17 protein-coding genes are annotated in these 17874 nt (G+C 56.9%); 11 read left to right on the top strand and 6 right to left on the bottom strand.

What is annotated here, in order from left to right:
- Positions 1 to 369 precede the first annotated feature (369 nt).
- Both LKO31_RS07580 and LKO31_RS07575 read left to right on the top strand, forming a co-directional pair.
- On the top strand, positions 370 to 549 hold the full coding sequence (locus LKO31_RS07580; RefSeq protein WP_227689689.1) for a hypothetical protein: 180 nt from the start codon (positions 370 to 372) through the stop codon (positions 547 to 549).
- Between the two features lie 67 nt (positions 550 to 616).
- Complete coding sequence (locus LKO31_RS07575) at positions 617 to 1639, top strand: TerC family protein (protein ID WP_227689738.1); 1023 nt, start codon at positions 617 to 619, stop codon at positions 1637 to 1639.
- Between the two features lie 131 nt (positions 1640 to 1770).
- Here the strand turns inward: LKO31_RS07575 and LKO31_RS07570 are convergent, their stop codons facing one another.
- Both LKO31_RS07570 and LKO31_RS07565 read right to left on the bottom strand, forming a co-directional pair.
- Positions 1771 to 2070, bottom strand: a complete 300-nt coding sequence (locus tag LKO31_RS07570) for a WYL domain-containing protein (RefSeq protein WP_227689688.1) — start codon at positions 2068 to 2070, stop codon at positions 1771 to 1773.
- Positions 2071 to 2350: 280 nt separating this feature from the next.
- A complete protein-coding gene (locus tag LKO31_RS07565) occupies positions 2351 to 3943 on the bottom strand; it encodes an isocitrate lyase (RefSeq protein ID WP_227689687.1) in 1593 nt (530 codons plus the stop codon).
- 164 nt (positions 3944 to 4107) lie between these two features.
- On the opposite strand from LKO31_RS07565, the gene LKO31_RS07560 reads away from it, so the two are divergent.
- Positions 4108 to 5499, top strand: coding sequence for a helix-turn-helix domain-containing protein (locus LKO31_RS07560; protein WP_227689686.1), 1392 nt, complete (start codon positions 4108 to 4110; stop codon positions 5497 to 5499).
- On the opposite strand, the gene LKO31_RS07555 is transcribed toward LKO31_RS07560, so the two are convergent.
- The 3 genes from LKO31_RS07555 to LKO31_RS07545 all read right to left on the bottom strand — a co-directional run bounded on the left by LKO31_RS07555 (position 5496) and on the right by LKO31_RS07545 (position 7772).
- Positions 5496 to 6596, bottom strand: a complete 1101-nt coding sequence (locus tag LKO31_RS07555; protein WP_227689685.1) for a mannose-1-phosphate guanylyltransferase — start codon at positions 6594 to 6596, stop codon at positions 5496 to 5498. The genes LKO31_RS07560 and LKO31_RS07555 overlap by 4 nt on opposite strands.
- Before the next feature lie 147 nt (positions 6597 to 6743).
- A complete protein-coding gene (locus LKO31_RS07550) occupies positions 6744 to 7091 on the bottom strand; it encodes a GntR family transcriptional regulator (RefSeq protein ID WP_227689684.1) in 348 nt (115 codons plus the stop codon).
- Positions 7092 to 7178: 87 nt separating this feature from the next.
- Entirely contained in the window at positions 7179 to 7772 is a 594-nt protein-coding gene (locus LKO31_RS07545; protein ID WP_227689737.1) for a nitroreductase family protein, read from the bottom strand.
- A 196-nt stretch (positions 7773 to 7968) separates the two neighbouring features.
- On the opposite strand from LKO31_RS07545, the gene LKO31_RS07540 reads away from it, so the two are divergent.
- The 4 genes from LKO31_RS07540 (at position 7969) to LKO31_RS07525 (ending at position 13080) form a co-directional block, all read left to right on the top strand.
- The gene (locus LKO31_RS07540; RefSeq protein ID WP_227689683.1) at positions 7969 to 9516 is read left to right on the top strand and encodes a peptide MFS transporter; all 1548 of its coding nucleotides are present in this window, start codon (positions 7969 to 7971) and stop codon (positions 9514 to 9516) included.
- A 127-nt stretch (positions 9517 to 9643) separates the two neighbouring features.
- On the top strand, positions 9644 to 11074 hold the full coding sequence (locus LKO31_RS07535) for an amidohydrolase (RefSeq protein WP_227689682.1): 1431 nt from the start codon (positions 9644 to 9646) through the stop codon (positions 11072 to 11074).
- Positions 11075 to 11082: 8 nt separating this feature from the next.
- Positions 11083 to 12399, top strand: a complete 1317-nt coding sequence (locus LKO31_RS07530) for an amidohydrolase family protein (protein WP_407699261.1) — start codon at positions 11083 to 11085, stop codon at positions 12397 to 12399.
- 132 nt (positions 12400 to 12531) lie between these two features.
- Complete coding sequence (locus tag LKO31_RS07525; RefSeq protein WP_227689680.1) at positions 12532 to 13080, top strand: DUF1003 domain-containing protein; 549 nt, start codon at positions 12532 to 12534, stop codon at positions 13078 to 13080.
- Here the strand turns inward: LKO31_RS07525 and LKO31_RS07520 are convergent.
- On the bottom strand, positions 13038 to 14291 hold the full coding sequence (locus LKO31_RS07520; protein ID WP_227689679.1) for a dicarboxylate/amino acid:cation symporter: 1254 nt from the start codon (positions 14289 to 14291) through the stop codon (positions 13038 to 13040). The genes LKO31_RS07525 and LKO31_RS07520 overlap by 43 nt on opposite strands.
- Before the next feature lie 193 nt (positions 14292 to 14484).
- On the opposite strand from LKO31_RS07520, the gene glmM reads away from it, so the two are divergent.
- The 4 genes from glmM to LKO31_RS07500 are packed head-to-tail and all read left to right on the top strand — an operon-like array spanning position 14485 to position 17855.
- The gene (gene glmM, locus LKO31_RS07515; protein ID WP_227689678.1) at positions 14485 to 15822 is read left to right on the top strand and encodes a phosphoglucosamine mutase; all 1338 of its coding nucleotides are present in this window, start codon (positions 14485 to 14487) and stop codon (positions 15820 to 15822) included.
- A 25-nt stretch (positions 15823 to 15847) separates the two neighbouring features.
- Entirely contained in the window at positions 15848 to 16072 is a 225-nt protein-coding gene (locus LKO31_RS07510; protein WP_227689677.1) for a DUF1272 domain-containing protein, read from the top strand.
- A gap of 43 nt (positions 16073 to 16115) precedes the next feature.
- Entirely contained in the window at positions 16116 to 17261 is a 1146-nt protein-coding gene (gene thiD, locus LKO31_RS07505; RefSeq protein ID WP_227689676.1) for a bifunctional hydroxymethylpyrimidine kinase/phosphomethylpyrimidine kinase, read from the top strand.
- Positions 17262 to 17267: 6 nt separating this feature from the next.
- Complete coding sequence (locus tag LKO31_RS07500; protein ID WP_227689675.1) at positions 17268 to 17855, top strand: ribonuclease HII; 588 nt, start codon at positions 17268 to 17270, stop codon at positions 17853 to 17855.
- The last annotated feature ends 19 nt before the right edge of the window (positions 17856 to 17874 follow it).

Below are 17874 nucleotides of genomic sequence, written 5' to 3'. Positions count from 1 at the left end.
ACCGCAGCCAGCCTAGGGGCGTTTCGACGCCAGCATTATGGCGCACGGTCGTTGTCCATGTCGATGAACCGAGTGTCTGCTGTCGTGGACCCATATGCAAACCATGGTCACCGCATCGATGCCCCATGCGTGGCCAGCAAGGCACTGAATTTTACAGTGTTTCTAGGTCACTAATCTGCCTTCTTGATTTTTTGTCGCGAGGGGGGTAATGACGCCTAGTGCGGGCCGGGCCCCTCTGACGTCGGCGGATTTATCCGTCCCGTGATGTCGGACCGCATCGGGTGATACCGATGCACGACGGCCTGATTGAGCGAATTTCGCCGTTTTTCACCGGATCACCTGTTTTGAGCAAGCTCAACAGGAGGCGGTATGTCCTTAGATAGTCGTATTTTTTTCTTAACGATGTGGAAAAGCCGCATTCAACGGGAACTCAAGCGTCAGTCGCGATATTCTGTCAGTCAGATGCGGCTTTTGCGCCTCGTCCGGCTGAATGAACATTTGCGCGCGCGCCTGAAGGTGCTGCTGGCGCAGCGGTTGAAAACGGCCTGACGTGCGAAATCGCATGAAATTTCGCGAGACCCCCTGTCTGATATGGGCGCAATGATCGGATAATATGATGGAATTTTTATCGATGGATTGGCTGGGGACGCCAGTCTGGTTTTGGCTGGTGTTTCTGGCCATCGTGATTGCCTTGACGGCCTTTGACCTTGGCTTTTTGCACAAGGAAAATAAGGAAATGGGCGTTGCGGAAAGTTTGAAGCTTTCCGTTTTCTATATTGGCATCGCCATGGCTTTTGGTGCGTGGATTTGGCTGCAAAAGGGCAGCCAAGCCGGTGTGGAATATTATACGGGCTATTTCATCGAAAAGGCCCTGTCGATTGACAATATCTTTGTCATATCATTGATTTTCACGGCTTTTGCTATTCCGCCCAAATATCAATATCGTGCCTTGTTATGGGGTATTTTGGCGGTCATCATCCTGCGCGGCTTGATGATTGCAGGCGGCGTGGCGTTGGTCAGCGGTCAGGCGTGGATATTATATTTGTTCGCGGCCTTCCTGATTTTCACCGGCATCAAGATGCTGTTCACCGATGACAAGCCGATGGACGTCAAGGGCAACCCCTTTGTGCGGTGGCTATCCAACCATATTCCGGTGACGGCGGACCTGCATGGCGAAAAATTCTTGGTCAAAGTGCCCAACGAAAAAACGGGCAAAATGGTCAATGCCGCGACGCCTTTGTTGTTGGCGCTGATCGTTATTAACTTGGCGGACTTGGTGTTCGCTGTCGACAGCGTGCCCGCCATTTTGGCGATCACCACCGACAGCTTCATTGTTTATACGTCCAATATTATGGCGATTTTGGGTTTGCGTGCGCTATATTTCGCTTTGGCGGCGATGGTGCATCGTTTCCATTATCTGAAATATGCGCTGGCATTGGTGCTGGTGTTCATCGGGTCCAAGATCTTTATCGCGGACTTTGTGATGGGCGGCGGCAAATTCCCGCCAGTCATCAGCCTCGCGGTGACCTTTGGTTTGATTGCGGGCGGTGTGATTTGGTCGTTGATGAAAACCAAGGGCGAGCCATTGCACCCCATTGGCGAAGATGATGCGGACGGGTTGGTTGAACCAAAAGGCTAAACGTCCGGCACCATGACGATAAAAGCCCGCCATGCAAGGTCGCATGGCGGGCTTTCTTATGTCTGTCGTGCGGCGCGGATAGCGCAGGTGACAAATATCGCCTGTGTCGCAGCCGTTGAAATTCGGTGGTTTTAGACGGCCAAAACCAAAATAGCGTCGTCATGCGGCGGGGTCGGCGTAAAGGACGGGATCGGTTCAAACTCTTCGTCCAAGACCTCGGCAGCGTCCAAACCGATCAGCTTGAAATTGCCCAAGCGTGGTTCTTCGTCCGACCGCCATTTTTTGTTGATGTTCAGTGCGCTGATAAACAAATCGCCATGGCGTTCGAACATTAAATGCGGGGCGAGGTCCAACATGGTGCCATTGTAGCGGGCCGTAACACGGCGCCGACGGGCGATGGCTTCCATCATGGTCATGCGGGTATCGGTCATGAATTTTCGCTGTTAAGGTTGTGAAGCCTGTCATTAAGCATGATAGGCATATTTTATCAAGCGCGGCGGATGGGAAGCCGTTCTTTTGTTTGAAAAAATCCTAGACGCGCCGAAATTATATCCTTTTGTATCAACGGGGAGGCGTGGAAATCAAGTCGATGAATTTTCACAAGAAAATACCCGCCGAACCTGATGTCAGGTCCGACGGGTAAGCTTTCCTCCCCAGGAAAGATGGTCATGAAGCCAATGGGATGCGGGTCCGCATCGGCTTCAAATCAAATTAAGCAGCAAATTGGTTCATCGTATTGTCTTTGCCTGCTGCCTTCAAAGCGGCTTCACCAGCGAAATATTCTTTATGGTCATCGCCAATGTCGCTGCCCGACATGTTTTGGTGCTTCACGCAAGCGATGCCTTGGCGGATTTCCTTGCGCTGGACGCCGCCAACATAGCCGAGCATGCCTTGCTCGCCGAAATATTCCTTGGCCAAATTGTCGGTCGACAAAGCGGCGGTGTGATAGGTCGGCAGCGTGATCAGGTGGTGGAAGATACCGGCCCGCTTGGCAGAGTCGCGCTGGAAGTTTTGAATGCGCGTGTCGGCTTCGTTCGACAGATCAGTGCCATCATAATCCACGCTCATCAGCTTGGCGCGATCATAGGCGGAGACGTCCTTGCCCTCGGCTTGCCATGCGTCGAACACTTGCTGGCGGAAGTTCAGCGTCCAGTTAAAGCTGGGCGAGTTGTTATAGGCCAGCTTGGCATTGGGGATGACTTCGCGGATGCGGTCCACCATGCCAGCAATTTGTTCGATATGCGGCTTTTCGGTTTCGATCCACAGCAGGTCGGCACCATTTTGCAGGCTGGTGATGCAGTCCAGCACGCAGCGGTCTTCGCCCGTTCCCGAACGGAATTGGAACAGGTTCGATGGCAGGCGCTTGGGACGCAGCAATTTGCCGTCGCGGTTGATCAGCACGTCGCCAGGGTTGCCAGCGCCGGTGACTTCTTCGCAGTCCAAGAACGCATTATATTGGTCGCCCAAATCGCCGGGTTCGCGGGTGAAGGCGATCTGCTTGGTCAGGCCAGCGCCCAGGCTGTCGGTGCGGGCGACAATCACGCCGTCTTCGACGCCCATTTCCATAAAGGCGTAGCGCAAGGCACGGATTTTCTGCAGGAAATCTTCGTGCGGAACGGTAACCTTGCCGTCTTGGTGACCGCATTGCTTTTCGTCCGACACCTGATTTTCGATTTGCAGCGCGCAAGCCCCAGCTTCGATCATCTTTTTCGCCAGCAAATAGGTGGCCTCTGCGTTGCCAAAGCCAGCGTCAATGTCGGCGATAATGGGAACAACATGGGTTTCATGATTGTCGATGGCATGCTGAATTTGCTTGGCTTTGACATCGTCGCCAGCTTCGCGGGCAGCGTCGAGGTCACGGAACAGGCCGCCCAATTCGCGGGCGTCCGCCTGACGCAGGAAGGTGTAGATTTCTTCGATCAAGGCAGGAACGCAGGTCTTTTCATGCATCGATTGGTCGGGCAGGGGGCCAAATTCGCTGCGGAGGGCGGCGATCATCCAGCCCGACAGGTAAATATAGCGGCCCTTGGTGGTGCCGAAATGTTTTTTGATCGAGATCATTTTTTGCTGGGCGATAAAGCCGTGCCAGCAGCCCAGCGACTGGGTGTAATTTGCAGGGTCTGCGTCATAAGCGGCCATGTCAGCGCGCATGATGCGGGCGGTGTAGCGAGCAATGTCGAGGCCAGTTTTGAACTTATTCTGGGCGCGCATACGGGCAACATTTTCAGCCGCGATGGCGTCCCAGCGACCGTCTTGGTCGCGAATGATGTTGCCGGCTTGCGCCATATCGTCCGAATAGCTCATGATGGTCATCCTTAAATAAGTCACGCCGCATGTCTGGCTGGCGAGTGATGAGCCTGTTGTGCCGATCTTTCGGCTAAATATGAAAATCTTTGTCAATAAATCTTGTGAAAATTCCGCTTTGAGTGCATATTTGCGTGTAAATATGTAAAGGAATTTACAATATTATGGCTGACCGCAAGATTTTCGCAGGCGCGGCGGTGCGCAAAACACGGCGTGCCGCTGGCCTGACGCAAGCGGCTATGGCCGAGGCGTTAGATATTTCTGCCAGCTATTTGAACTTGATAGAGCATGGACAGCGACCGATCTCCGCCACCGTCATCATCCGGCTGGCTGAGCGTTTTGGCTTTGACCCCGCAGCCTTGGCGGCGGAGGAAATAAGGGGCGGGGCAGCGGGCCTGCGCCGCCGATTGGCCGAGCCGCGCTTTGCAGATTTAGGCATAAGGCCCGAAGATGTCGAAGAATGGCTGCATGTAGCACCCGCGACGGCGGCGGCCTTTGCCCGATTGTTCGATTCGGCGGACGAGGTAACGCCCACTGCTGCGTCCAATGAAGCGCCAGAGGTAGAGGCGGCGCGGCGCGCCATAGAGAATTGGCGCAATCATTTTGCCGATCTGGACCAAAAAGCCGAGGAACTGGCCGATGAACTGCGTTTGGCGGGCGGGGACTTGTATGGCACGATCGCAGAACGGCTGCGCACGCGCCACCAATTGGGTATCCGCATTTTGCCGGTGGATGTCATGCCTGATCGGTTGCGCTGGCTGGATTGGCACGCACGCCAGTTGATGTTGAACGAGTTGCTGCAACCCGCATCGCGGACCTTTCAAGCCGCAGCGGCCTTGGCGCAAATAGAGGTAAAGGCCGATATTCACGCCTTGGTGGCCAGTGCAGGCTTTGCCGATCATGCGTCGGCCAAATTATTTGAACGCCATATTGTGCAATATTTCGCAGCGGCATTGATGATGCCCTATGGCCGTTTTCTGCGTGCGTGTGACACGACCGGATATGACTTGCTGTTGCTGCAACGCCGGTTCGGGGCCAGTTTTGAACAGGTCGCGCACCGCTTGACGACCTTGCAGCGCGTGGGGGCGCGGGGATTGCCCTTTTTCTTGTTGCGGGTCGATCGCGCTGGCCAAGTCAGCAAACGTTATTTGGGGGCTAGCCAGTCGCTCTTGGTGGATGGTGGGGCGCGTTGTCCCTTATGGTCCATTCATGAATCCTTTGCGCGGGTGGGGGAAACGGTCTCAGAATTGATCGAATTGGAAGATGGCAGTCGCTGGTTCACCCAAAGCCGCGCGGTGGAAGCATCGGGCTTGATGGGCGGCGGGGCGCAGGGACGCTTTGCGGTGTGTGTTGGGGTGGAGGCCAAATTGGCCGCGCCATTGGTTGCCGCGCGGGGGTTGGATTTGATGCGCAGTCCGGCGGCGCAGATTGGGCTGGGGTGTCGGCGCTGTACGCGGCCGAATTGCGCGCAGCGATCTTTGCCGCCGTTTGGGCGCGGTCTTCGCATTCGTGATGGCGAACGCAGCGTCAGCCCCTTTGACTTTGTGGGCGATTAGGCGCCGCTTGCATCCTGCTGGGCCGCCAGCCGCACATCTTGGCTGTGGTCCAAGGGCAGGATTAAAATATCATCGCCGTCCACCACCACAGCCAGCCCCTCTATGCCGATCAGCGAGACGCGCTTACCGCCAGCACGGACCAAATTGCCGTGGCTGGCGTGCAGCCATGCTTGGCCAGTGACGGCGTTATCATGGGCGTCTTTGCCCGCCAGCGCGTGGACAGCGGACCAATTGCCGATATCGGACCAGCCCATATCGACCGGCACCACGGCGACGCGTCGGTCATGCTCCATCACTGCATAGTCGATGCTATTGCTGGGCGCGGCGGCAAAGCTGGTGGCATCGGCCAAGATGACATTTTGCTTGGCGTCATGATCATGCTGGGCCGAATGCAGGGCCGCATGGGCCGCTTGATAAATGGCGGGGCAATGCTGGGTCATGGCCTGTGCCATACGGTCGGCGCGAAACAGGAAAATGCCAGCGTTCCAACTATATCCGCCCGCCGCCAGCATTGCTTCGGCATTTCGCTGGCTCGGCTTTTCAATGAAGCGTGTGACGGCAAAGCCCGCATCGTCAATGGGTTCGCCCGCCGCAATATAGCCAAAGCCGGTTTCCGGCGCATGGGGGGTGATGCCAAAGGTCACGATCCAGCCTTGCTGGGCCAGCGGGGCGGCCTCGGTGACCGCGCGGTGAAAGGCTGGAATATCGGTGATAATATGGTCGCTGGGCATGACCAACAACAAGGGGCTGCTGCCCTGTGCGGAATCCATGGGCAGCGGTGTGGCCATGTCGGTGGTGGGCAAATGATAAGCCGTCGCCAAAGCAATGGCCGCCGCTGTGCCCCGTGCGGCGGGTTCCACCAACAGCCGATAATCTTGTCCTTGTAGCTGATCGTGGATGGGGGCGATATGGTCGGGGCCGCAGATGATCAGCGGCGGTGCAAAATCTGGCGTGGAAATGCGCGACACGCTTTGTTGTAACAAGGATGACGCGCCCGCCAGCCTTAAAAATTGCTTGGCCCGCTGCCCCCGTGATTCGGGCCACAAGCGCGAACCCGCGCCGCCGCACAAGATGATGGGCTGAATCTGTTGGGTCATATCCTGTGGTCATTCTGCTGCGGGCTGAAGGGACGGTGGGCTGGCCATGGGCCGAAGAGGGTTTCTATCGGATGCGGGGATTTGGCAAGACCGACCATAGATAGGATGGGCGGCTTTTTATGGTGAAGGGTCGCCGCGAAGCGATGTTCAGGCGTCCACCGCGTCAATCAGCGCGCGGGCGTCCAGCCCAATGCGGCGCATTTGTTCCGCGACGGGGGGCCATATGTTGGTCAGAAAATCGTCCCGCATCATGGTGCGCAAACGAGCGGTTGCACCGTCGGAGACGAACATGCCAACACCGCGCTTGACGATGACCAACCCTTCGTCCTGAAAGCTTTGATAGGCTTTGGCTACGGTTAGCGGGTTAACGCCTTGTTCTGCGGCCAAGGATCGAACAGACGGTAGCATGTCGCCGTCCCCAAATTGCCCGTCCAAAATCGCATTGGCGATGACGTCACGCAGACGCTGATAGACGGGCTTGGATTGGTCGAGCATGGCGAGTTAATGCCATAAGACAGCATAACAGTCAAATAACGGAAAAAGGCCCGAATTCAGATGTGACAGGGCCTTTTCCGGACCTTGTCAATCCGATGTTGGTGGGGCCCAGCGGGTAAGTTTGTCTAGCGCTTGCGGCCTTGGACGCTCTTCGAGGGGAAGGCTGGGCGTGCCAAAGAAGAAGAAGCCAGCAATTTGGTCATTCTCTGTTCCGCCCAAGCTGGCGGTGACCATGGGGTCAAAAGCGGCCCAGCCGGTAATCCAACTGCCGACAAAGCCGTGGGCATGGGCGGCGTGCAGCAAATTCATGGCCACCGCGCCCGACGACAGGCTTTGTTCCCACAAGGGGATTTTGCTTGGCAGGACGGGGGTGGACAGTAACACAATCAATGCTGGGGCTTGCGCCGCAAATTGTTCCAGCGCCGACAGGTCCAGCTTTGCGGCGCCGGGGTTGCTGGCAATCCATGCTTTTTTCAGCATATTGGCAAAGGCTGTGCGTTGGTCCGCCGCAATTTCGATAAATCGCCACGGTGCCAATTTGCCATGATCGGGGGACCGCATGGCCTGTTCGATCATGCTGTGCAATTGTTGTTCGCTGGGGCCGGGGGCGACCATGTCGCGGGGTTTGCCAGAGCGGCGCGTACTGAGATGGGCGAGCAGTGAAGAGCAATCATTAAGCATGTCATCCATGTGGCGCGCGGTGATGCTTCGTGCAAGCCTTGGGTAGCGGCAAAAGGACATGAGAATAGGGATTGAAGTCTATGTTGATGGTTTCCATCGCAATTACTTTCTTTCTTTCCGGAAATTTGTCGCTAATTTGAAATCATCAACCTCCGGTAATGGAGGGAGGACGTTCAATTTCGAGGGAAGGGTCTCGATGACCAAAGCCTATGCTCAGCCTGGTGATGCCGCAGGCACCATCTTGGGGCATCCAAAGGGGCTATTTGTCCTGTTTTTCGCAGAGATGTGGGAACGTTTTTCCTATTATGGAATGCGCGCCCTGCTCATTTTCTATTTAACCAAGCATTGGCTGTTTTCGGACGGTGAAGCGGGTGTCATTTATGGCAGCTATACGGCGCTGGTATATATCACCCCCGTTCTGGGTGGCTATTTGGCCGACCGCTGGCTGGGGCAACGCAAAGCCGTGCTATATGGGGCAGTACTGCTAACGGTCGGGCATTTCTTGATGGGGTTTGAAGGCGATGGTGGTCAAACCTCCAGCCATTTGAATCTATTTTGGTTGGCTCTGGCCTTTATCATTGTTGGTAGCGGCTTTTTGAAAGCCAATATTTCCGTGATCGTGGGCCAATTATATCCGCGCACAGACGTTCGCCGTGATGGTGCTTATACCATTTTCTATATGGGTATTAACCTGGGTGCGGCGTTGGGTTCCTTGCTGTGCGGTTATTTGGGCGAACGCTATGGCTGGGCCTATGGCTTTGGCGCGGCGGGTGTCGGCATGTTGCTGGGCTTGATCGTTTTTGTTGTGTTCAAGCCTTTGTTGCTGGGACGCGGCGAACCGGAAAACCCCGAAGTGCTGGCTGAGCGTAAATTCGGTCTGAAATTTGAATGGCTGTTATATCTGACGGGCTTGTTGGCCGTGGTCGCCTGCTGGTGGCTGGTCCAAAATCAACAGGTTGTGGGTGTTCTACTGGGGACCTGCGGCGCGATTTTGGTGGCCTATGTCATATTCACGGCTGTGGTGAAATTGCCACGCGAAGACCGTGATCGCATCTTTGCGGCCATGTTCCTGATTATCGGTTCAATCCTGTTCTGGGCTTTGTTTGAACAAGCAGGTTCGTCGCTGAACTTGTTTACGGACCGTTATGTGGACCGTGGCAGTGTGCCAGCGTCGGTGTTCCAGTCGATCAACGCCATTTACATTGTCACATTGGCGCCCTTGTTCGCCATGCTGTGGACGTGGCTTGGCCGTCACAAGCTGGAACCATCGACACCCGTGAAATTCGGCTTGGCGATGCTGCAATTGGGTCTGGGCTTCTTTGTCCTGAAATGGGGTGCAGAGGCTGTGGGAATGGGCGCGGCGACGCCTGTGCTGTTCATTTTCCTGATCTATTTGTTCCACACAACGGGTGAGCTTTGCTTGTCACCTGTGGGTCTTAGCGCGATGAACCGCTTGGCCCCCGCGCATATGGCCAGCCTGATCATGGGTACATGGTTCTTTGCATCGGCCACCGGCAATTTTGTGGCCGGCTTGATTGCCGCTGCAACAGGTTCGGAAAAGGCCAGCGGCGAAGGTGCGGGCAAGGAATTGGTGCTGCAAGTATATGGCACCATTGGCTTGTGGGCCGTTGCTTTTGGCGTGTTCGTCATTCTGGTTGCGCCGTTCATCAAAAAGATGATGCATCTGGATACGCTGCGCGACACAGAGGCGGATAGCGAAGATGCAGGCAAAGCGGCCGTGTAATCGGACGAGTGCCTGCGTGCCAATGGCAACGCATCTAAAAATAGGCTGGACCATCATGGGGTGGTCCAGCCCCAATAGGGAGGCCGAGGATATGCGGCCTCTTTTTTGTTAGAATAAAGGGTATGGGATGACCAAGGGGCATTATTTTCTGGCTGCGGCATCGCTGGCGCTGGTGGGATGTTCGACCAGTGGCGGGGCAGAGACGCAGTCGGCCAGTCGCAAAGCGCCAACCAGCGCCGCGAACAGCAGCAGTTCGGCCACGGCCAAGGCGGCGTTTAACAAAGATCCGTATCCATCGACCTATAAAGCCTATGCAGGGCAACCGACGGCGGTGCGCGGCGCGACGATCTTTGATGGCGAAGGCGGACGGATTGATAATGGCACCATCTTGCTGCTGAACGGCAAGGTAGAGGCGGTCGGCGGCGCAGAGTTGGTGGTTCCCGCCAATTATGTCGTTGTGGATGGTCAGGGCAAATTTGTGACCCCCGGCATTATCGATGTGCATAGCCATTTGGGGGATTATCCATCCCCCGGCGTGGAGGCGCATAGCGACGGCAATGAAATGACATCGCCCACCACACCCGAAGTCTGGTCGGAACATAGCGTGTGGCCGCAAGACCCTGGGTTTAGCCGTGCCTTGGCCAATGGCGGGGTGACGGCCTTGCAGATTTTACCGGGCAGTGCCAATTTAATGGGCGGCCGTTCGGTGACATTGAAAAATGTGCCATCGCGCACCGTGCAGGGGATGAAATTCCCGAATGCGCCTTATGGTTTGAAAATGGCCTGCGGCGAAAACCCCAAGCGCGTTTATGGCGCAAAGGGACGGGCACCATCGACGCGGATGGGCAATTTTGCCGTCAACCGCCAAACATGGGCACGGGCTGTGTCCTATAAGAAAAAGCTGGATGAAGGCAAAGCGGTGGAACGCGACTTGGCCATGGAAACATTGGCGGGCGTGTTGTCGGGCGAAATTTTGATGCACAACCATTGTTACCGCGCCGATGAAATGGCGCAGGTTGTGGATATGAGCAAGGAATTTGGCTATCATGTATCCACTTTCCACCATGCGGTCGAAGCCTATAAAATCGGCGATATATTGGCGCGCGAAAATATCTGTGCCGCGCTGTGGGCCGATTGGTGGGGATTTAAGATGGAAGGCTATGACAGCGTTCCAGAAAATGTGCCGATGGTGCATCAGGCGGGCGCTTGCACGATTGTGCATAGCGACGACGAAAATCAAATTCAGCGTTTGAACCAAGAAGCTGCCAAGGCTTTGCGGGCCGGACGGCGGATGGGCATGACTATCAGCGATGAGACGGCGTGGACGTGGCTGGGCATTAACCCTGCCAAGGCGCTGGGTATCGACAAGGTGACGGGCAGCTTGAAGGCCGGAAAAATGGCCGATGTTGTCTTGTGGAACGGCCATCCGTTCAGCGCCTATACTCGCCCCGAAAAAGTGTGGGTGGATGGGGCCATGCTGTATGATGCGAACAACCCCAAATTGCGGCCGGTCAGCGACTTTGAACTGGGCCAACCGGGTGAGGGAGATGTGAAATGAGCCGCATGATGGTTAAAACCGCGGCGCTGACCGCTGTGCTGGCCATGGTGTCGGCACTGTCCGCAACCTCGGTATCGGCGCAAGATGTCGCCATTCGCAATGCCAAGCTGGTGATTGGCGATGGCAGCGCGCCGATTGACGGTGGAACGGTGGTGGTGCGGGGCGGCAAGATTGTTGCTGCTGGTGCTCATGTAGCAGTTCCCGCTGGCGTCACGGTCGTGAACGCCGCAGGGGCATGGGTAACGCCGGGCATTGTCGCCGCGTTCAGCCGCGTCGGCTTGGTCGAGGTGGACGCCGTGGACGGCACCAATGATCGCGGAGCCAGCCGGTCGCGCTTTTCGGCGGGGCTGGACATATCGCCAGCGTTAAACCCCATGGGATCACCCGTTGCGGTCAACCGCGCGGCGGGCGTCACCCGCGCCATTGTTGCCCCATCGGAAAGCAGCAATATTTTCGCGGGCCAAGGGGCTGTGGTGGATTTGGGCGATGATATGGACATGGTGACGCGGCCCCGCGCCCTGCAGTTTATTTCCTTTGGCGAGGCTGGGTCTAGCAAGGCTGGCGGCAGCCGCGCAGCGACATTTTTATTGTTCCGCGAACAATTATTGGCGGCGCGCAGCTATGCCCGCAATCCCGCTTCCTTGGCGGAATGGAGCAATGGCGCGATGATTCAGCGCGCCGATGCTGATGCGTTGGTGGCGGTGATTGATGGCAAGGTGCCACTATTCGTGCGCGTGGACCGTGCGTCAGACATTTTGAACGTGCTGAAATTGCGCAGCGATTTTCCGGCGCTGAAATTGGTGCTGGTTGGCGTCACCGAAGGGTGGCTGGTGGCCCGCGAATTGGCGGCGGGCAAGGTGCCGGTGATTGTATCACCGCTGACCGATTTGCCCGGCAATTTTGAACGGCTGGGCGCGACACAAAGCAATGCGGGCCGATTGGCGGCGGCGGGTGTGGCCGTGTCGGTGGGGGTATTTGACGATGATGACGCCCATAAAATGGGATATACCACCCAATATGCGGGCAATCTGGTCGCGCTGAACCGCATCGCAGGGGCCAGCGGTCTGAGCTGGGATCAAGCCTTTGCCGCGATCAGCAGCATTCCCGCCAAGGCGGTGGGTATGGACGGCCAAATCGGATCGTTGCAAGCAGGCCGTGTGGGCGATGTGGTGATGTGGGATAATGACCCGCTGGAATTGGGCAGCCGCCCGACAATGGTGTGGATTGACGGCAAAAAACAATCGCTGGTCACCCGTCAAGGCCGACTGCGGGACCGCTATATCACCCCGAGTGAGGGGGCGTTGCCCAAGGCCTATGTCCATTAAGCGGCCCATATAATTAGGAAACGGAAGAAGCCGCTGACGCGTTATCGTGATCGGCGGCTTTTTTATAAGGCCTATCGGCGGTGAGGCGCAGCGCATTGGCAGCGCGAGGAAAGTGGCCGGAGAAGGGGCAAGATGAGCAAAGCATTGTCGGAAACAGAATTGGCCATGCGGTTGCTTGGCCAGCCATTGGACAGGCTGGATGCGCAAGAAAGGCGAGTGATTGCCGCCATTGCCAGCCATGCGCCATCCAGCCGTGATGCGGGCGAAATGTCGGCGGAGGATGCTAGCTTTGGTGAACGGCTGGCGGACCGTGTAGCGGCCATTGGCGGGTCTTGGGCCTTTATCATTGGTTTTGCGGTCGTTTTGCTGACATGGATGTTGCTGAACAGTGATGTTCTGGCCGCTTTGGGGGTGCGATTTGACCCCTATCCCTATATTTTTCTGAACCTGATGCTGTCGATGCTAGCGGCCATTCAAGCGCCCGTGATTATGATGAGCCAAAACCGGCAAGCGGCCAAAGATCGCCAGTCCGCACAATTGGATTATGAAATTAACCTGCGCGCGGAACTGGAGATTATGCGCCTGCACCACAAGCTGGATGCGATACAGGCGGCGCTTGGCCAAAATGCTATAGGGGATCAGATGACGGCTGCTGGGTCTTCGCCCCCATCATCGACATAATCGGACGCGATTTTGGCGACGGCAACGTCGGCCACCACATTGCCCAATGTGCGGAAAATATCGGGGAAGGTTTCCACCGCGACTAGCAAACCGAGCGGCGCCACGGGCACCCCCATGCTGGTGGCGATGGGGGCGATGGACGTCACAAAGCTGATGGATCCGGGCAGGCTGACGGCGCTGAGCGCGGCGGCAATCGCCACCGCAAGGCCTGCCGCCATCGTCCAGATGCTGAGGTCAATGCCGAACAACCACGCGACATAAACCACCACCGCCAAATTCATCGCGGTGCTGGTGAAGCGGAATAAGGCAACCGACAGCGGCAGCGCAATGTCAGCCTTGCGTTCGCTGACGCCAATATCTTTGGCGGCCGACAGCATGGCGGGCAGGCTGGCGAGTGAGCTTTGCGTGCTGATCGCGACGGCCAAGGTTGGCGCGATGGCGCGAAAGAATAATTTGGGCGACACGCGCCCGACAAAAATCGCCAAGGCAAAGGCCGCAATCACACAGCAAAGGCCGATGGCAGAAATGATCAACACATAATGGATCAGCCCGCCAAAGGCCGCTGCACCGGCTTTGATGGCGAGCGCATAACCCAGCGCAAAGACGCCAATGGGCGCAAGGGCCAGCACCCAATGAATGACAATCAACATGGCATCACCCACTGCGCGAAAGAAACCCGACAAGGTTTCGCGTTGATTCGGCGCCAGGCGCGTGATGGCAAAGGCGAAAGCGGTGGTGAAAACGATCAGCGGCAAAATCGAGGTGTCCGCCGCCGCCGCAATGGGGTTGGTGGGAACCAACGCCAGCAGAAAATCGGCAAAGGATGGGGAAGCTGCCGCCGCGCTTTGCCCGCCCAACCCATGACGCAGCGCGTCGGCAACGCTGGCCGACAAGGGAAAGCTGTTCAGCAATAATGGCGTGAGGATGAGGGACATAATCCCCGAAAAACTGATGGCGACGACAAAAAGAAACACCGAAATTGCTGCCAATTTGCCAGCCCGCGCGGCGTCTGCCGCAGCGGTAATGCCCGTGATCAGCAATGCGACGACCAATGGAACAATGGTCATTTTCAGGGCATTAAGCCATAATGTGCCAATGGGTTCGATGATGGGCAGGGTGATTTTTGCCGCGCTGGGCCAAAAATCGGCGATACCCAGCCCCAGCAACATACCAATAACCAAGGCTGACAGGATGATCCAAGCCGATTTCAAATGATGACCCTTTATGCAAAAACGTCGTTTATTATCGGCTAAGCGCATGGTTTTGCCAAGAGCAGCTGATTTTGCCAAGCGATGCTGGTCGGCTTATCGGTCTGCTCTTGCCAAGTTTCGGGGGCTGACATAGGGCAAAGTCAAGGGCTTGGCAGGCTTTCGTCAGCCGAAGGGCTAGGGTCACGGAGGTTATATGCGCAAGTTTTTCGGAACAGACGGTATTCGCGGTCTGACCAATCAAGCACCGATGACCGCCGAAGTGGCGATGCGGGTTGGCATGGCAGCAGGCGCGCATTTCGTGCGCGGTACGCATAAACACCGTGTTGTCATTGGAAAAGATACGCGTTTGTCGGGCTATATGCTGGAAAATGCGTTGGTGGCGGGCTTTACCAGCGTGGGGATGGACGTGGTGCAGGTTGGCCCCATGCCAACGCCAGCGGTCGCGATGCTAACCCGTTCGATGCGCGCGGATTTGGGCGTGATGATTTCGGCCAGCCACAATCCCTTTCATGACAATGGCATCAAATTGTTCGGGCCAGACGGCTATAAATTGTCCGACGCCGACGAAATCCAGATCGAAGCTTTGCTGAGCGTCGAGCCGAAATTGGCGGAACCTGCGCACATTGGCCGCGCCAAACGTATTGAGGACGCGCGCGGACGCTATATTCACGCGGTGAAGCAAAGTTTGGGCGACCAAATCCGCTTGGATGGCCTGAAAATCGTTATCGATTGCGCCAATGGGGCGGCCTATAATAGTGCGCCGACCGTGTTTTGGGAATTGGGCGCGGACGTGATTTCTGTGGGGGTTGAACCTAATGGTTTGAATATCAATGATAAATGTGGCTCCACTGCGCCGGGGTTGCTGCAGGAAACGGTGGTCGCCAGCGGCGCGGATATTGGCATTGCGCTGGACGGCGATGCGGACCGACTGATTGTGGTCGACGAACAAGGCACCATTGTGGACGGCGATCAGATTATGGCGCTGCTGGGTACCAGTTGGGCGCGCCAAGGGCGGCTGAAGGGCGGCGGCGTGGTCGCGACCATCATGTCCAATCTGGGGCTGGAGCGTTTGTTGAACAGCCAAGGGTTGACGCTGGAACGCACGCAGGTTGGTGACCGCTATGTGCTGGGCCGGATGAAGTCAGGCGGCTTTAATGTTGGCGGCGAACAATCGGGGCATATGATTTTAATGGACCATGCCACCACGGGCGATGGGACATTGGCCGCGCTGCATGTGCTGGCCGAATTGGTGCGCAGCGGCAAAGCCGCCAGCCAATTATTGCATCAATTTGATGCCGTGCCCCAATTGTTGAAAAATGTGCGTTTTGCAGGGGGCAAGCCGTTGGAAGCTGCCGCTGTCAAAGCCGCCATTGCCGAAGGAGAGGGGATGCTGGCTGGGCGTGGGCGTTTGGTCATTCGGGCATCTGGTACCGAACCGGTCATCCGCGTGATGGCGGAAGGGGACGATGAACGCCAAGTGGAACAGGTGGTGGATATGATCTGCGATGCGGTGCGCGACGCTGCGGCGTGATCTGGACCCAAGAATAGGATTGAATATGCTGGAAATGCGACCTGATTGCGAGCGATGCGGCGCGGATTTGCCTGCCGATGAATATGGCGCCTTCATTTGTTCGATGGAATGCAGCTTTTGCGCGGAATGCGCCGATGAATTGGATGAGCGTTGCCCCAATTGCAAAGGCGAATTGTCCGACCGTCCCGTGCGGGTGGGCGCGGTGTTGGCAAAATATCCGGCATCGACGCTCAGAAAATTTCAGCCCTGATGATCGGGTGCGACGATAAATTTATAGCAGGAGAAGCCGGACAGTGACCGCGCGCGTTCTTATTATTGCAGGGTCTGACAGCGGCGGTGGTGCTGGTATTCAGGCGGATATCAAAACAGTTTCGATGCTGGGCGGCCACGCCATGACAGCGATCACCGCGATTACGGCGCAAAATACGCTGGGTGTTCAGTCCGTTCATGCGGTGCCCACCGATGCGGTTATAGCCCAGATTGACGCAGTGGTTGCTGATCTGGGTGTTGATGCCATTAAAATCGGCATGATTGGCAGCGGTCAGACGGCGCAGGCCTTGGCCCAGCGATTGTTGCAAGCCGATTTGGCCACCGTGCCGGTGGTATTTGATCCAGTGATGATTTCGACCAGCGGTGCCGCCTTGGCGGATGATGGCACGATCGCGGCGTTTGAACAGCTCATGCGGCGCGCGCTGGTTACCACACCCAATAGCGAGGAATTGGCCGCGCTGGGCGGGGAATCTGCAATTTTGGCACAGGGTTGTGCCTTGCTGGCCAAGGGTGGGCATATTGAGGGCGAGACGATCATTGATCGCTTGCTGGAACCCGATGCAGGGGAAGTGTTGCGTTGGGAAGCGCCGCGGATCAACAGCGTCCACACCCATGGCACGGGATGCACGCTGGCCAGCGCCATTGCGACCGGATTGGCGCAAGGCATGCCGCTGGAGCCGAGCATCGCCCGCGCGCGCGATTTTGTGCGCTTGGCCATTCAAAATGCGCCGCAATTGGGCAAAGGTCATGGCCCCATGGGGCAGCAGCATGTGCGCAATGACGGCCTGTTTACGGGACCTGCGATTAACCAGATCAGCGTTCCGGCCAAAGATTTGGCGGTATCTATTGCCTTTTACCGGCAAATGGGGCTGACCCAAATCGTCCATAGTCCCGAAAATAGCTATGCTCGATTTGAAGCGGCCAATGGCGTGACCTTATCCTTGCAGGGTGGCTGTGCCATTAGCGGCGGCACCACGGTTTATTTGGAAAGCGGGGCGTTGGACGCATGGGTCGCCTATTTGGCGCGGCGCGGTGTGCGGTTCGACCAAATGCCCAAGGACGAAGCATGGGGTTGGCGCGAGGCCCATTTGGCGGACCCCGATGGAAATCGCATCTGCCTGTATCAGGCCGCCGAATTTCGCCGCTTTCCGCCGTGGCGCATGGGCTGATCGGCGATGATGGTCGCAGGGGTTGATGAAGCAGGGCGGGGACCATTGGCCGGGCCGGTGGTCGCCGCAGCCGTGATTTTGTGTGACGGTGGCATCGTTGGCCTGAATGACAGCAAAAAATTATCGCCCAAGCGCCGCGCGGTGCTGGAGGGCGAGATTAAGGCGCGTTGCCGCTGGGCCGTCGGCATCGCCAGCGTCGAGGAAATCGACGAAATCAACATTTTGCAAGCAACCTTTCTGGCGATGACCCGCGCGGTGGATGGACTGGTGGCGGCGCAGGGCGCGGCTGCTGCGCCGTCGTTGATGCTGGATGAGGTGTTGGTGGACGGCAACCGCCTGCCACGCTGGGGGTATAAGGCGCGGGCGATTGTGGGCGGCGATGCGCTGCACGACGAAATTTCGGCTGCCAGTATCATTGCCAAAGAACATCGCGATGCCTTGATGCGCGACGCGGCTCAATTGCACCCCCAATATGGTTGGGAAAAAAATGCCGGATATGGGACGGCACAACATATGGCGGCGCTGCGTGAATATGGTCCGACCGCATTTCATCGGCGCAGCTTTGCCCCTATTGCCCAATTGTCACTGATTTAGCGGGCGTCTTTGCGCATAT

The sequence above is a fragment of the Sphingopyxis yananensis genome (assembly GCF_020687785.1).
GTDB lineage: Bacteria > Pseudomonadota > Alphaproteobacteria > Sphingomonadales > Sphingomonadaceae > Sphingopyxis > Sphingopyxis yananensis.
Note: the sequence above shows the minus strand (reverse complement) of the source record. Positions and strands in the feature narration are given on the sequence as shown.

What these genes read in the sequence shown, in the direction of transcription:
- LKO31_RS07525 (WP_227689680.1), top strand. Translation starts at nt 12,532, where the DNA reads ATGAGCAAAGCATTGTCGGAAACAGAATTGGCCATGCGGTTGCTTGGC.
- LKO31_RS07560 (WP_227689686.1), top strand. Translation starts at nt 4,108, where the DNA reads ATGGCTGACCGCAAGATTTTCGCAGGCGCGGCGGTGCGCAAAACACGG.
- LKO31_RS07500 (WP_227689675.1), top strand. Translation starts at nt 17,268, where the DNA reads ATGATGGTCGCAGGGGTTGATGAAGCAGGGCGGGGACCATTGGCCGGG.
- LKO31_RS07550 (WP_227689684.1), bottom strand. Translation starts at nt 7,091, where the DNA reads ATGCTCGACCAATCCAAGCCCGTCTATCAGCGTCTGCGTGACGTCATC.
- LKO31_RS07580 (WP_227689689.1), top strand. Translation starts at nt 370, where the DNA reads ATGTCCTTAGATAGTCGTATTTTTTTCTTAACGATGTGGAAAAGCCGC.
- LKO31_RS07510 (WP_227689677.1), top strand. Translation starts at nt 15,848, where the DNA reads ATGCTGGAAATGCGACCTGATTGCGAGCGATGCGGCGCGGATTTGCCT.
- LKO31_RS07535 (WP_227689682.1), top strand. Translation starts at nt 9,644, where the DNA reads ATGACCAAGGGGCATTATTTTCTGGCTGCGGCATCGCTGGCGCTGGTG.
- LKO31_RS07570 (WP_227689688.1), bottom strand. Translation starts at nt 2,070, where the DNA reads ATGACCGATACCCGCATGACCATGATGGAAGCCATCGCCCGTCGGCGC.
- LKO31_RS07575 (WP_227689738.1), top strand. Translation starts at nt 617, where the DNA reads ATGGAATTTTTATCGATGGATTGGCTGGGGACGCCAGTCTGGTTTTGG.
- LKO31_RS07540 (WP_227689683.1), top strand. Translation starts at nt 7,969, where the DNA reads ATGACCAAAGCCTATGCTCAGCCTGGTGATGCCGCAGGCACCATCTTG.
- LKO31_RS07555 (WP_227689685.1), bottom strand. Translation starts at nt 6,596, where the DNA reads ATGACCCAACAGATTCAGCCCATCATCTTGTGCGGCGGCGCGGGTTCG.
- glmM (WP_227689678.1), top strand. Translation starts at nt 14,485, where the DNA reads ATGCGCAAGTTTTTCGGAACAGACGGTATTCGCGGTCTGACCAATCAA.
- LKO31_RS07545 (WP_227689737.1), bottom strand. Translation starts at nt 7,772, where the DNA reads ATGCTTAATGATTGCTCTTCACTGCTCGCCCATCTCAGTACGCGCCGC.
- LKO31_RS07530 (WP_407699261.1), top strand. Translation starts at nt 11,083, where the DNA reads ATGGTTAAAACCGCGGCGCTGACCGCTGTGCTGGCCATGGTGTCGGCA.
- LKO31_RS07565 (WP_227689687.1), bottom strand. Translation starts at nt 3,943, where the DNA reads ATGAGCTATTCGGACGATATGGCGCAAGCCGGCAACATCATTCGCGAC.